14 protein-coding genes are annotated in these 13,597 nt (G+C 72.4%); 5 read left to right on the forward strand and 9 right to left on the reverse strand.

What is annotated here, in order from left to right:
• Positions 1–31 precede the first annotated feature (31 nt).
• The 8 genes from HHX35_RS34845 to HHX35_RS34880 form a co-directional block, all read right to left on the reverse strand.
• The gene (locus tag HHX35_RS34845) at positions 32–919 is read right to left on the reverse strand and encodes a collagen-like protein (RefSeq protein WP_182902903.1); all 888 of its coding nucleotides are present in this window, start codon (positions 917–919) and stop codon (positions 32–34) included.
• A 303-nt stretch (positions 920–1,222) separates the two neighbouring features.
• Positions 1,223–2,020, reverse strand: coding sequence for a crotonase/enoyl-CoA hydratase family protein (locus HHX35_RS34850; protein WP_240809480.1), 798 nt, complete (start codon positions 2,018–2,020; stop codon positions 1,223–1,225).
• 15 nt (positions 2,021–2,035) lie between these two features.
• Positions 2,036–2,815: an SDR family NAD(P)-dependent oxidoreductase gene (locus HHX35_RS34855; RefSeq protein ID WP_182902904.1), complete on the reverse strand. Its 780-nt coding sequence runs from the start codon at positions 2,813–2,815 to the stop codon at positions 2,036–2,038.
• A gap of 33 nt (positions 2,816–2,848) precedes the next feature.
• Positions 2,849–3,193: an STAS domain-containing protein gene (locus HHX35_RS34860; RefSeq protein ID WP_182902905.1), complete on the reverse strand. Its 345-nt coding sequence runs from the start codon at positions 3,191–3,193 to the stop codon at positions 2,849–2,851.
• 40 nt (positions 3,194–3,233) lie between these two features.
• On the reverse strand, positions 3,234–3,986 hold the full coding sequence (locus HHX35_RS34865; protein ID WP_139580477.1) for an energy-coupling factor ABC transporter ATP-binding protein: 753 nt from the start codon (positions 3,984–3,986) through the stop codon (positions 3,234–3,236).
• Positions 3,983–4,747 carry a cobalt ECF transporter T component CbiQ gene (gene cbiQ / locus HHX35_RS34870; RefSeq protein WP_182902906.1) on the reverse strand — a complete coding sequence of 255 codons (765 nt, stop codon included), beginning with the start codon at positions 4,745–4,747 and terminating at the stop codon, positions 3,983–3,985. Before cbiQ ends, HHX35_RS34865 begins: the two co-directional genes overlap by 4 nt.
• 108 nt (positions 4,748–4,855) lie before the next feature.
• Complete coding sequence (locus HHX35_RS44860; RefSeq protein ID WP_182902907.1) at positions 4,856–5,905, reverse strand: energy-coupling factor ABC transporter permease; 1,050 nt, start codon at positions 5,903–5,905, stop codon at positions 4,856–4,858.
• A gap of 75 nt (positions 5,906–5,980) precedes the next feature.
• On the reverse strand, positions 5,981–7,840 hold the full coding sequence (locus HHX35_RS34880; protein ID WP_182902908.1) for a glycosyltransferase family 2 protein: 1,860 nt from the start codon (positions 7,838–7,840) through the stop codon (positions 5,981–5,983).
• Positions 7,841–7,996: 156 nt separating this feature from the next.
• Between HHX35_RS34880 and HHX35_RS44865 the strand changes: the two genes are divergently transcribed.
• Positions 7,997–10,351, forward strand: a complete 2,355-nt coding sequence (locus HHX35_RS44865; protein WP_182902909.1) for a GH1 family beta-glucosidase — start codon at positions 7,997–7,999, stop codon at positions 10,349–10,351.
• Between the two features lie 59 nt (positions 10,352–10,410).
• Here HHX35_RS44865 and HHX35_RS34890 read toward each other — a convergent pair whose 3' ends face one another.
• Positions 10,411–10,551 carry a hypothetical protein gene (locus HHX35_RS34890; RefSeq protein WP_220506240.1) on the reverse strand — a complete coding sequence of 47 codons (141 nt, stop codon included), beginning with the start codon at positions 10,549–10,551 and terminating at the stop codon, positions 10,411–10,413.
• A gap of 97 nt (positions 10,552–10,648) precedes the next feature.
• Between HHX35_RS34890 and HHX35_RS42825 the strand changes: the two genes are divergently transcribed.
• The 4 genes from HHX35_RS42825 (at position 10,649) to HHX35_RS34910 (ending at position 13,588) form a co-directional block, all read left to right on the forward strand.
• Positions 10,649–10,810 (forward strand): hypothetical protein, encoded by a 162-nt coding sequence (locus tag HHX35_RS42825; RefSeq protein WP_220506241.1) that lies wholly within the window; start codon positions 10,649–10,651, stop codon positions 10,808–10,810.
• Between the two features lie 94 nt (positions 10,811–10,904).
• Positions 10,905–11,126 carry an EF-hand domain-containing protein gene (locus tag HHX35_RS34900; RefSeq protein ID WP_182902910.1) on the forward strand — a complete coding sequence of 74 codons (222 nt, stop codon included), beginning with the start codon at positions 10,905–10,907 and terminating at the stop codon, positions 11,124–11,126.
• Between the two features lie 96 nt (positions 11,127–11,222).
• Positions 11,223–11,846, forward strand: coding sequence for a TetR family transcriptional regulator (locus HHX35_RS34905; protein WP_310739511.1), 624 nt, complete (start codon positions 11,223–11,225; stop codon positions 11,844–11,846).
• Positions 11,847–12,049: 203 nt separating this feature from the next.
• Positions 12,050–13,588, forward strand: coding sequence for an FAD-dependent monooxygenase (locus HHX35_RS34910; RefSeq protein ID WP_182902912.1), 1,539 nt, complete (start codon positions 12,050–12,052; stop codon positions 13,586–13,588).
• Positions 13,589–13,597: the final 9 nt, after the last annotated feature.

Below are 13,597 nucleotides of genomic sequence, written 5' to 3' on the forward strand. Positions count from 1 at the left end.
CTCGCCTGCGCCGAGCCGTCCTACGGCTTCGTCAGTGCGACGGCGTTGCGGTCGGAGGGGCCGACGGCGTGGGGGTCGGAGGGGTGGATGGCGTTGCGGTCGGCGTCGCCGTCGGAGGGGCCGACGGCGTGGGGGTCGGAGGGATGGATGGCGTTGCGGTCGGCGAGGTCGTGACGACCTCGGGCACGCTGGTCGCCATCAGCCTGCTCTCGGAGGTGACCCTTACGGAGTACTCCGAAGAGAGCTCGCACGTGAGGACCACCGGGCCGGGCGTGTCCAGCTTGGCTGTGACGAAGAAGGCGAGCAGGATGCCGCCGTCCGACTTGCTGGAGCCGGACTGCCGCGGCAGCGCGGAGGTCACGCCCGTGGGTGTGCTGACCTCGCAGGTGGCGGTCTGGCTCCCGGGAGACGGTGCGACGATCTTGGTGTTGACGCTGGTCTGGATCACGTAGTCTCCCGCCGGCACCTGGGGGATCCGCACCACCTCGACCCGCGTTCCCCTCTCATAGGTGGGGCTCTTCTGGGCGATGTAGGTCTGCCCGTAGGCGGCGCCCGGCTCGCCCTTGTCCCCCTTGGGACCCTGCGGGCCGGTCGCGCCCTGGGGACCGGTCGCGCCCTGCGGGCCCTGGGGGCCTTCGGGGCCGGCGACGTTCCAGGTGACCGTCCGCTCGCCGGGGCGGCACACCGACGCGGGCGCCGTGGCGGTGGGGGTGGGAGTGGGCGCGGCGATCCCCGCGAATCCGGCCTGGCCCGGCTCCAGTGTTGCGGCCATCCGCATCACGCCGTCGGCTCCCACGCAGGCCACGATCGACGAGGTCGTCGCCGCCGTCGTGGCCACGGCGATCCCCCCGCCGCCCACGAGCAGCCCCGCCACCGCCCCGGCCGCAAGCCAGGTCCCACGTCCTGTTCGCAGATTCATCTGTCTCCCCTTCGTGATGATCTTCACGAGAGAAGGTAGGCGGGCGGACCCGGGCTCCGCGTCACCAGAGCGGCCGATGCGCAGTCCGCCATGCGGGTTAGGACAGCGGCCCAACCGGACCCGGACACTACCCCGAGGTCCCGCCCCCGGCGGGGACACGCCGGGGACACCGGTCCCGGGAACCGTCCCGAGTCCGCACGGCGACGCTGCCGACGCCCCCGGACATGACTTGGGGCGCCCCTGCCCGGAGCGCCCCAAGCGGACACTGCGCGGAGCGCCCCGAGTGGCCTTACGACGCGAGGGTTACTCGCCCTTCCAGACGGGAGCGCGCTTCTCGGCGAAGGCCGCCGCGCCCTCCATCGCGTCCTTCGAAGTGAAGACCGGGCTCACGATCTCACCCTGCTTGCGGAACATCTCGTCGAGCGACCAGTCGGCCGACTCGACGATGACCCGCTTGGTCGCGGCGAGCGCCAGCGGCGCGTTCGCGGCGATCGTGCGGGCCAGTTCGAGCGCGCCGTTGAGCGCCTCGCCCGGGTACGTGATCCGGTTGACCAGCCCCAGCTCGTACAGCCGGGCGGCCGGGTAGTGATCGCCGGTCAGGGCGATCTCCATGGCGACGTGGTAGGGGATCCGGCGCGGCAGCCGCATGATCCCGCCCGCACCGGCCACCAGGCCGCGCTTGGGCTCCGGCAGGCCGAACTTGGCCTCCTCGGACGCCACGATGATGTCGCACGACAGCGCCAGCTCGAACCCGCCGGCCAGCGCGTACCCCTCGACCGCGGCGAGGATCGGCTTCTTCGGCGGCGCCTCGGTGATGCCGCCGAAGCCCCGGCCCTCGACCACCGGCATGTCCCCGGTGAGGAAGCCCTTCAGGTCCATGCCTGCCGAGAACGTGCCGCCGGCCCCGGTGAGGACGATCGCGGACACGTCGGGGCTTTCGTCCAGCTCGTCCAGAGCGGCCGCGATGCCGCGCGCCACCGCGCCGTTCACGGCGTTCCTGGCCTTGGGCCGGTTGATGGTGACGACGGCCACGCCGCCGTCGACGATCTCTACGAGTACCTCGTCCGGCTCAGCGGCCGGCCCGGAGTTCACCTCGGACACCTGACCTCACTCGGCTTACTTGGGCTGGAAGCGGATGCCGCCGTCGAAACGGATGACCTCGCCGTTCATGTAGTCGTTCTCGATCAGCGCACGCACCAGGTGGCCGAACTCGGCGGCCTTGCCGAGCCGCTTGGGGAACGCCACCGGCGCGATGAGCTTGGCCTTGAACTCCTCGGCGTTCTTGTCGCCGATCTTTCCGTAGATCGGGGTGTCGATGATGCCCGGGGCGATGGTCAGCACGCGGACGCCGATGGCCGCGAGGTCGCGGGCCGCGGGGAGGGTCATGCCGATGATGCCGCCCTTGGACGCGGAGTACGCCACCTGGCCCGTCTGGCCCTCGATGCCGGCGACCGACGCGGTGTTGATGACGACGCCGCGAGCGCCGTCCTCGTCCGCCGGCTCGGTCTTGGCCATGGCCGCCGCGCCGATGCGCATGAGGTTGAAGGTGCCGATCAGGTTGACGTCGATCACCTTGCGGTAGGACGCCAGGTCGTGCGGCGAGCCGTCCCGTCCGACGGTGCGCTGCGCCCAGCCGATGCCGGCGCTGCTGATCACGGCGCGCAACGGCTTGCCGGTGGCGACCGCCGCCTCCACCGCGGCCTGCACCGACGCCTCGTCGGACACGTCGGTGTGGGCGAACACGCCGCCGATCTCGTCGGCCAGCGCCTTGCCGCGCTCCGCGTTCAGGTCGGCCACGACCACGGTCGCGCCGACACGGGCCAGCTCGCGGGCCGATGCCTCGCCGAGGCCGCTGGCACCGCCCGAGATGATTGCTGCTGCTCCGTTCAGATCCATAGCCGGACCTTAACGCGCGAACCGAATGAAGTTCTACTCGGGGTGCTGCAAAATCGCGGTATCGACGTCGGGGTAGACCTTGATCCGCCGGTCCAGGCCGGTCGTCCGCAGGATGCGGGCCACCGGAGGCTGCGGTGAGGCGAGGCACACCCCGCCGCCCTCGCTCGTGGCGAGCCGCCAGGCCTCGATGAGCACGCTGAGCCCGCTGGAGTCCATGAACGACAGCGCGCCGAGGTCCAGCACGAGCGTCGGGCCGTCGTCGCGTATTGCGTCCCGTATCTCGTCACGCAGGAACGGGGCCGTGAACAGGTCGAGCTCCCCCTCCACGGCCACCACCACGGCGTTGGAAAGCGATTGGCGTGCGAGCCGCAGCTTCATCGTCGGGACCTCCTCAGCTCCGGCCCACTTTACTTATCCATCACCCCGGCTGAGCAGGGACAGCGAAGCCGTAGGGGAGTTCCAGCCGGTGCGCGGCGAGCAACCGCTCGTCGGCGAGCAGCGCGTGCGTCGTCCCGTCGGCGGCGATCACCCCCTCGGACATGATGAGCGAACGCTCGCACAGCTCCAGCGCGTACGGCAGGTCGTGGGTGACCATCAGCACGGTCACGTCCAGGCTCTTCAGGATCTCGGCCAGTTCGCGGCGGGACGCCGGGTCGAGATTGGACGACGGCTCGTCGAGGACGAGGATCTCCGGCTCCATCGCCAGCACCGTGGCCACGGCCACCCGGCGGCGCTGGCCGAAGGACAGGTGGTGCGGCGGCCGGTCGATCGCGTCCAGCATGCCGACCCGCTCCAGCGCGTCGCGCACGCGGCGGTCGAGTTCCGCGCCGCGCAGCCCGAGGTTGGCCGGGCCGAAGGCGACGTCCTCCCGTACGGTCGGCATGAAGAGCTGGTCGTCCGGATCCTGGAACACCAGCCCGACCCGGCGGCGGATCTCCCGCAGGGTGTCCGCGCGCACGGGAAGCCCGGCCACCTCCACCGTCCCATGCCCGGCTGCGAGGATGCCGTTGAGGTGCATGACGAGCGTGGTCTTGCCGGCGCCGTTCGGGCCGAGCAGGGCGACCCGCTCCCCCCGCTCGATCGTCAGGTCCACGCCGTACAACGCCTGCGTCCCGTCGGGGTAGGCGTACGCGAGCCTGCTCACCGTGAGCGAGGGGCTGCCGGAGGTCATGTCGTGCTCCACGCCAGTAGGGCCGTCACCGCGGCGAGGCAAGGCAGCATGCCCGCCACCGCCCAGTCTCGCCCAGTCGCCGATATATCCCTAATCGTCGGCATCTCGCCCGTGTAGCCGCGGCTCAGCATGGCGAGGTGGACCCGCTCCCCCCGCTCGTACGAGCGGATGAAAAGGGCGCCCGCCGACTTCGCCAGCACGGGGGCCTGCCTGAGGTCCCGGGCGACGAATCCCCGCGACTCCCTGGCGATCCGCATGCGCCGCATCTGGTCGAGGATCACGTCCAGGTAGCGCAGCATGAACGTCGCGATCTGCACGAGCAGCCGGGGCAGCCGCAACCGCTCGGCACCGAGCAGCATCATGCGGGGCTCGGTCGTGGCCGCCAGCAGGATCGAGGCGACCACGCCCAGCGAGGCCTTGGCCAGGATGTTCCAGGCCGCCCACAGGCCGGGGGCGCTCAACGACAGGCCGACCACCTGGATCCGCTCACCCGTGCCGATCAGCGGAATCGCCAGCGCGAACAGCACGAACGGCACCTCGATCGCCATGCGCCGCACGATCGCGCCCGCCGGCACCCGGGCGGCGGCCGCCACGGCGGCCAGCAGCAGCGCGTCGACGGCGAACGCCCAGAAGCGTTCGCGCGGCGTGGCGACCACGAACACCGCGAACGCGACGACCGCCGCCAGCTTGCACTGGGGCGGCAGCCGGTGGACGGGCGTGTCTGCGGGCCGGTAGATCGGGTGATGGTGCCCGGCGCTCACTTCGCACTCACCGTCTCATCATCGCCGACCCGCCCCGCCCAGCATGCGGGCAGGCCGCTCACGGCCTCATCGGCGCCGTGCTCATCGAGCTCATCGAACTCAGGGGACTCACTGGGCACCCGCGGGCGTCATCGCGTCGGCCGCGCGCCGGCGCCTGCGGATGACGTAGAACACACCGCCTCCGGCCACGACCGTCAGCGCGACACCCGCCACCCCGGCCAGGCCGCCGGACATCCGCTGGTTCTCCACGCCCTTGACGCTGTATCCGGCCAACGGGCCGCCCTCCACCGCGTGCGGCTTCTCCTGCGCGCTCAGGCCCTTGTCGGCCGCCACCTTCTCCAGCCCGTCGGGGGCGCTGGAGGCATAGAACGAGACGACGCCGGCCAGCAGCACGGCCACGAGCGCGCCGCCCACCAGGATCGGACGCAGGCCGATCCCGGCCGAGGGAGCCTCCGGAGCCGCCGGCCCGACCTGAACATCCCCATCGGCGGTGCGCAGCGTCAGCGCCCTGGTCATCCCGCGCGCGCCGTACACGAGATCGGGACGCACGGCCAGCACGCTGCTCACTGTGAGCGCGGTGATGAAGCCCTCGCCGAGCCCGATGAGCAGGTGCACACCGCCCATCGCGGCGGCCACCGAGCCCACCTCGATCGGCGCGGTGCCGCCGAGCCAGAACAGGGCCGTGAACACGAGCGCCGCCGCCGGGACGGAGACCAGCGCCGCCACGAACGACGCGGCCACCAGCGTCGCCCGCCCGCGGGGCCCGCCCCGGGTGATCAGCCGGAACACCGCCCAGCCGACGACCGCGGTCACGATCGCCATCAGCGTGATGTTGACGCCCAGCGCGGTCAGCCCGCCGTCGGCGAAGAAGAATCCCTGGACGAGCAGCACGACCGCGACGCACAACACGGCGGTGTACGGCCCGACGAGTATCGCCGCCAGGGCCCCGCCGAGCAGGTGACCGCTGGTGCCGGCCGCCACGGGGAAGTTGAGCATCTGCGCCGCGAAGATGAAGGCGGCCACCAGGCCCGCCATGGGGGCGGTCCGGTCGTCGAGCTCCCGTTTGGCGCCCCGCAGGCAGACGGCCACCCCGGCGGCCGCGAAGACCCCGGCACCGACGGACACGGGGACGTCAAAGAACCCATCGGGCACGTGCACGGCTATAACCCCTTCGAAACGGGCGAATCTCCTCCCACTTTAGAGCACCGGGTTGTAGTTGCAAATGATTCGCAATTAGTGCCGCCGCAGGACCCTGACCATCCGCCTGACCACGGTCAATGGGGTCGCCACCCGCACCGACACGCTGAGCCGCCGGTTGACCGCCGTGGCGTACGGCCGGACGGTCCACTGCGCCACCCCCCATCTCAGCGCGCCGCACCACCACCGCAGGGGCCGGCCCAGCGCGTCCGCTTCGGCGACCTTGACCGGGAAGCGCACCGGAGGACCGCCGAGGACGAGTTCGAGGTAGGCGTCCCAGGTGCCGGGCCGCAGGCCGGCCGTCTCGGCCGCGAACTCCCGTGGCCCGACCGCCACCGCCCGCTCACGGTGTTCCCGCCCCGACGCCCGCTCGCGCCAGATCAGATGCCGTACGGCCGCGGCGGCGGCCTCCTCGCCCACCAGCGCCTGTCCCTCGACCCGCAGCCGCCTGCCCCGCCACCACGCCCGCGTCAGCCGTACGACGGCGGGGACCCTGACGACGTGCCCCCCGGCGTCGAGGCCGAGGTGGCCGTGCGACCGGGTGAGGAAGGGCACCGCGACGACCCCGCCCACCAGATGGGCGGGTGGAACGCCGGCGCCGGGTTCGCGGCGGGAGCCGAGCCGGGCGAGCCTGCGCGCGCCCTCGCACTCGACGGCCACGTGGACGTCCCACATTCCGGGCGGCAGCGCGGCCACGTCGAGCACGGCGGTGAAGGATCCTGCGGCGCCGGTCCCGCCACGGGTCACGGAGGGCACGCGCTCCTCACGCGACATGCGCTCGCGCAACACCAGGCCCACAGTGCCGGTCAGCGCGGCGCCGTTCAGCGCAGCGCCGGTCACCCCCGTGCCGTCCGCCACGCCGTCCGTGCCGGCGAGGGCGGCCCACCCTTCGATCACCAGGCGGTCGCCCCGCCACTCGACCCCGGTCAGCCGATGCCGCAGCGGCGCCGCCTCGACGAGCGCGAGCCGTACGAGCCGGTCGGGGTCGTCGAGCGCGGCGACGCGGGCGGCGTCCACGCCGTCGAGACCGGCGCGCACGCCCGGCGTCAGCCACTGGCCGCAGATGTCGGCCACCTCGACGGCGATCTTCTCGCGTTCGGCCTCACAGGCCGTCAGGAACGGCACCCCGAGCTGGGCCAGCACGTCGCGGCGCAGGTGCCGCAGGAGCAGGCGGTCGCGCAGCGCGCCGGGCGGCACGTGCCGCGCCATGACCTCGATGGGCGTGCGGACCACCCGCAGCCAGCCGAGCGGATCCCGCGCGGACGCCTCACCCCCGCCCTCCGCGTGGTAGCAGTCGCCGTCCGCGACCACCGAGATCACCCGCGCGTGGCAGTACGCGTGGACGGCGAAGGTCATGTCCTCACCGCGCCGCTGCGTCTCGTCGAAGCGGATGGCGTGCCGTTCCAGGAAGTCCCGGCGGAAGAGCTTGAAGCAGGACAGATCATCGTAGGCGGCCGTTAAGGAGGCCCTGTCGGCGCTCTCCCGCAATCCCTGGCGCGCCCCGGCGACCTTCCCCACGACGACGTCGGCACCGTTCCCGTCGGCCGCGGCGACCAGGCGGGCCAGCGCGTCGGGGGCGAGGTGGTCCCCCGCGTCGCAGAAGAAGACGTATCTGCCGGCCGCTCGTTCCAGTCCGCGGTTGCGGGCGCCGCCGGGGGTGCCGGGCTGGGCGTCCCGGATCACGGTGATCAGCCGGGGGTGGTGCGCGGTGTAGAGGCCGAGCAGCGCGCGGGTTCCGTCCCGCGAGCCGCCGTCGACCACGATGATCTCCTTGGTGACCCGCTGCACGAGCAGCGAGGTGAGGCAACGGTCGAGTGACGCCCGGCGGTTGTACGCCGGGACGACGACGCTGACGTCGATCCCCCGATCGGCGCGCTGGTCACTGTCCGTATCCATCGCCCTTCATTATGTGCCGACGACCCGCCCCGACCCCGCCTTCGCCGCGCCGGGCGCGTCTCACCGGCCGGGGCCGGCGGCGGCCGTCTGAGTGGCGGGTCCGGCGCGCGACGCGGCAGACTGAGCGCTCACCGAGTCACCGGGGGTTTCGCGTAGATGCGCACCGCGTTGTTCCCAGAGGGTTTCGTCTGGGGAGTGTCCACGTCCGCGTTCCAGATCGAGGGCGCCACCGACCGCGACGGCCGGGGCCCCTCCATCTGGGACGCCTTCGCGGGTGGGGCGTACGGCGACCCGGCCTGCGACCACTACGCGCGCCATCCGGAGGACGTCCGGCTGATGCAGGACCTGGGCATCGCCGCCTACCGGTTCTCGGTCAGCTGGCCACGGGTGCTGCCGGACGGCCACGGCCGCGTCAACGGCCTGGGGCTCGACTTCTACGACAGGCTCGTGGACGAGTTGCTGGAGGCGGGCATCGCGCCGTACGCGACGCTGTACCACTGGGACCTGCCGCAGGCGCTGCAGGACGGCGGGGGGTGGACCTCGCGCGATGTGGCCCGCCACTTCGCCGACTACGCCCGCGTCGTGTACGACAGGATCGGCGACCGCGTGGACACCTGGTTCACGTTCAACGAGCCATGGGTCGCCGCCTTCCTCGGCCACGGCTCGGGGGTGCACGCCCCGGGCCTGCGGTCGGCGGCCGACGCCTTCGTCAGCGCCCACCACATGCTGCTCGCGCACGGGCTCGGCCTGGAGGCGCTGCGCGCGCAGGGCGCCGCGAGGGCCGGCGTCGTGCTGAACCTCTCCCCCGTCCTCACCCCCGCGCAGCTCGGGGACATGTCCACCGGCATCCCCGAAGAGGACGCCGAGGCGGTGGCGAGGATCGACGCCCTGCACAACCGGCAGTTCCTGGAGCCGCTGCTGCGTGGCCGCTACCCCGCCGAGCTGCTGCCCCTGATCGAGAAGACCGCCGGGCTCGGCCACATCCGCGACGGGGACCTCGACGTCATCGGGCGGCCCATCGACCTGCTGGGGGTCAACTACTACACCCCCATCGCGGTGCAGGCCCAGCCCAGCGCCCCGGCCGACCCGGCCTTCCCGGGCAGCGAGGGCGTCCTGTTCTGCAGCGTGCCCACGGCCGTCACCGCGATGGGCTGGCCCATCATGCCGAGCGGCCTGTCCCTGCTCCTGCGGCGCCTGTCCGGGGAGTATCCCGAGACCGAACTAATGATCACCGAGAACGGCGCCGACTTCGAGGACGTCGTGACCGGCGACGGCATCCACGACGTCGACCGGATCAGCTTCGTCGAGGAGCACCTGCGGGCCCTGCGGACCTCGATCGACGAGGGCGCCCGGGTCCGCGGCTACCTGCTGTGGTCGCTGCTCGACTGCGTCGAGTGGGCGGACGGCTACCGGCGCAAGTTCGGCATCGTCCACGTCGACTTCACCACCCAGCGGCGGCTGCTCAAGGACAGCGCGCTGTGGTATCGCGACGTCATCAAGCGCAACGGGCTCGGCGCGGAGCGGCCGAAGCGGCCCACTCTAGAGACCGTCGCCGCGCGCTCGGGCGTCTCCCGGGCCACGGTCTCGCGGGTCGTGAACGGGGAGGCGCGGGTCAGCCCCGATGTGCGCGCCGCGGTGCTGCGCGCCGTGCAGGAGCTGGGCTACGTGCCCAACGCCGCCGCCAGGAGCCTCGTCACCCGGCGGACCGACTCGGTCGCGCTCGTCCTGTCGGTCCCCCGGCACGGCGGCGAGGCGCTGACCTCCGCCGTCGTTCAGTACGTCACCAGCGTCCTGGAAGGAGCCGGCAAGCAGATCACCCTCATGCTCGCCGACACGGCCGAGAGCCATCGGCGCATCATCCGGCACGTGGAGGCGCGGCAGGTCGACGGCGTCGTGCTCGTCCCCCCGGACGGCCCGGACACGCTCACCGAGCGGCTCGCCCGCACCGGGGTGCCGGTCGTGCTGCTCGGCAAGCCCGCGATCGCCTCCCTCGTGCCGCACGTGGACGTGGACAACGCGGGCGGCGCGAGGGAGGCCACCCGGCACCTTCTCGACCGGGGCCGCCGCCGCGTCGGGGTGATCTGCGGCCCCATGGACCTCGTCGCCGTACAGGACCGCCTCGCCGGGCACCTGGCCACGCTCCAGGAGGACGGACTTCGGCCGGTGATCGCGCTCGCCGGCCTGGACAGCGGGTCGGGCGCCGCCGCGGCCCGCGAGCTGCTGTCCGGCGACCAGGACCTGGACGCCGTTTTCGCCACCTCGGACGAGCTGGCGATCGGCGCGATGGAAGCGGCGCGCGAGAAGGGGCTGCGGGTGCCGGGAGACCTGGCGGTCGTCGGCTTCGGCGACATCCACGCCGCCTCCTGCACGACCCCGGCGCTCACCACCGTCCGGGTGCCCGCCGCGGACCAGGCCCTGGCCCTGGCGCGACTGCTCCTGTCCCGCCTCGACGGCCGCCACACCAGCTCCGTCGTCCTCCCCACACGCCTGGTGGTCCGCGCCACGACCTGACCCTCGCGGGCGGGACTGCCGCCAGGGGAGCGCAGGACGCCCGGCCGGCTCCGTCCGTGTCAGGGTTGGGTGTCGAGCCACTCCTGGAAGGTGGAGCCGGCGAGCTTGGCGTGAGGGCTGGGCAGGAGGCCCCCGCCGGCGGCGTACTCGGCATCGGGCAGGCCGGGGTCGTCGACGCCGACGGACGGCGGCGGAATCAAACACGCCCTGCTCCGGCCCATCGTGGGGGTCGGCCAGGTGGCTCGCTTGCCGGCCGTCGGCTGATGGCGGCGCGGCGCCGACAGGTCGGCCGAGCCGGTGCAGATCAACGGTGGCCCGGGGCTGCTCGTCCGGATCGACGGGGAGATCGACGGCGTCCTGGCGATTCGGCTCGAGAGCGGCTACGTCAACGGCGTCTACCACGTGCGCAATCCCGAGAAGCTGTCGGATGTGGAGCGGGAGACCGCCGTGAGCCGCTGAGGCCGCCGTTCGCAAAGCTCGGCCTGCCATCGATCTTTCGCGCCGTACGGCATAGGTTGTCTGGTGTCGTCCCCCGGTGCGAAGGCAGGTCCTTGTGACTCAAGATCTCAGCCACGAGCGGTTCGAGACCCTCAAGCGTGAATTCGAGGCGATCGACGGCGACGGCGACGGCTTCATCACCGAGGCGGAGCTGCGGTCGTACTTTCCCGGCCTGCCACCGGAGGCGATCGGCGCGCTCGACCGGGACGCCGACGTGGACGCCGACGGCCGGTTCTCCCTGGAGGAGTTCATCCGCCTGACCGGCGCCGACGACTAGAGCCGCCGCCCACCGGGCGCACAAAAAGTGCGCCTCGCGCAAATTTACGTCTCACGCATCTTTGCGTGGCACGCAAGTAGTTGTATGGTGGTCCATGTGAGCAGGGAAGGCGAGCGTCCGGGGCTGCGCGAGCGCAAGAAGCAGGAGACGCGCATCGCGCTGAGCTGGGCGGCGATCCGGCTCGCCGTGGAGCGCGGGCTGGAGAACGTACGCGTGGAGGACATCGCCGCGGAGGCGCGCGTGGCTCCGCGGACCTTCAACAACTACTTCTCCAGCAAGGGCGAGGCGATCGCCGCCAGGCACCTCGAACGCGCCCGCCTGATCGCACAGGAGCTGCGCCGCCGTCCGGCGTCGGAGCCCCTGTGGGAGGCCATCAAGATCGCCGTGGTCACCCAGCTCGCGATGGGCGCGAGCTACGACGCCAGGCAGCCGGACCAGCAGTGGCAGACCGGCATCCGGCTCATGGTCAGCGAGCCCTCGCTGCAGGGCGAGATGCTCAAGGCCAACGCCATCGCCGAGGACGAGCTGGCCGCGGCCATCGCCGAGCGGACCGGCACCGACGTCGCCCGCGACCTCTACCCGCGCCTGGTGGCGGGCGCGGCCGGGGCAGCGATCCGTGTGGCGATGGACCAGTGGTTGCGGGCCGATCCGCCGGTGCCCGTCGGACCGCTCATCGAGGACGCGCTCGACCGGCTCTCCGCCGGACTGCCCGAGCCCTGACGGATGGACGCCCCCGCGGGGGCGTTCCCGAACTCGCGATGTGACGTGCCACGCCGGCACGCCGCTCGGCCTTTCACGCCCTGACACGAGGCGCGGTAAGCAACCGCGCCGTCCCGTCATTCGCCATGCCGCGAATTCGCCATGCCTTCCACCCGCCACGCCTTCCATTCGCCATGACCGCCGAATCCCCAAGGAGGACCGCCATGACCGCCGACGTCGTGATCGCCGGAGCCGGACCGAACGGGCTGATGCTCGCCTGCGAGCTGAGCCTGGCCGGAGTGCGGCCGATCGTGCTGGAACGCCTGCCCGGGCGTACGGAGGAGAACCGGGCCAACGGACTGGTCGGCCAGGTCGTACGCGCCCTCGACCGGCGCGGCCTGTACGAACGACTGAGGGGCAGCTCCGAGCCGCCCCGGCCGGCCCCTGCCTTCGTGTTCGGCGCGATGCCCCTCGACCTCGGCAGGCTCGACGACAATCCGATGTACGGCCTGCAGGTGCCGCAGCGCCGGATCGAGCAGGTGCTGGAGGAGCGTGCCCTCGAACTCGGCGTGGAGATCCGCCGGGGACACGAGCTGACCGGGCTCTCCCAGGACGAGGACGGCGTCACCGCGGAGATCGCCGGGCCCGAAGGGCCCTATCGGCTGCGAACCCGCCACCTCGTCGGCGCGGACGGCGGGCACAGCGCCACCCGCAAGCTGTGCGGCATCGCCTTTCCCGGGGTGACCAGGGACGACTCGGTCTCTCGCAACGCGCACGTCACCATGCCCGCCGAGCTGATCGACCCGGTTACCGGTGGGCTGAACGTGCCCGGCTACGGACCGATCCCCCCGTTCATGCACCACCGCACCGACCACGGCATGTTCGTGTACGCGCCGTTCCCCACCGGAACGCTGGTGAACGCCACCGAGTGGAACCAGGACGGCGGCGACGAGCCGATGAGCCTGGACGAGCTGAGGGAGAGCGTGCGCCGCGTGCTCGGCGTCGACCTGCCGTTCGGCCCGCCCGAGGGCCCTGGCCCGCACCAGTTGCGCCGCCTGAGCGGCGGCAACACCCGCCTCGCCGAGCGCTTCAGGGACGGCCGGGTGCTGCTGCTTGGCGACGCCGCGCACGTCCACAGCGCGATCGGCGGTCCGGGACTCAACCTGGGCCTCCAGGACGCGGTCAACCTGGGCTGGAAGCTGGCCGCCGAGATCCACGGCTGGGCCCCGCCCGGCCTGCTCGACACGTACGAGACCGAGCGGCGCCCGGCGGCCGAACGCGTGGTCATGCACACTCAGGCGCAGTCGGCGCTCATCGCCCCCGGGCCGGAGGTCACGGCGCTGCGCGTGCTGTTCACCGAGTTGCTGCGCGACGAGCGGACCACCAAGCACATCGCGGACATGATGTCCGGGGCGGACATCAGGTATGACCTCGGGGGAACCCACCCCCTCACCGGGTGCCCGGCCCCCGACCTGGTGCTGGAGACGGAGACCGGCTCCGTACGGCTGGCCGAGCTGACCAGGACCGCCCGGCCGCTGCTCATCGACCTGACGCCGGACGCCGCGCTCGCCGGGGCCCTCGACGGGTGGCGCGACCGGGTGGACCTCGTCACCGCGAAGACGGGTCAGGAAGGCCTCCCCACGGCGCTGTTGCTGCGCCCGGACTGCTACGTGGCCTGGGCGTCGGACTCCCCCAACCCGGACGCGAAGGAGCGCGACACCCTGCGTACGGCCCTGGCCTCCGCCTTCGGCCCGGCCCGCTGAGTCTTTCGG

This window comes from Microbispora sp. H10830 (assembly GCF_014161375.1).
Lineage (GTDB): Bacteria > Actinomycetota > Actinomycetes > Streptosporangiales > Streptosporangiaceae > Microbispora > Microbispora catharanthi.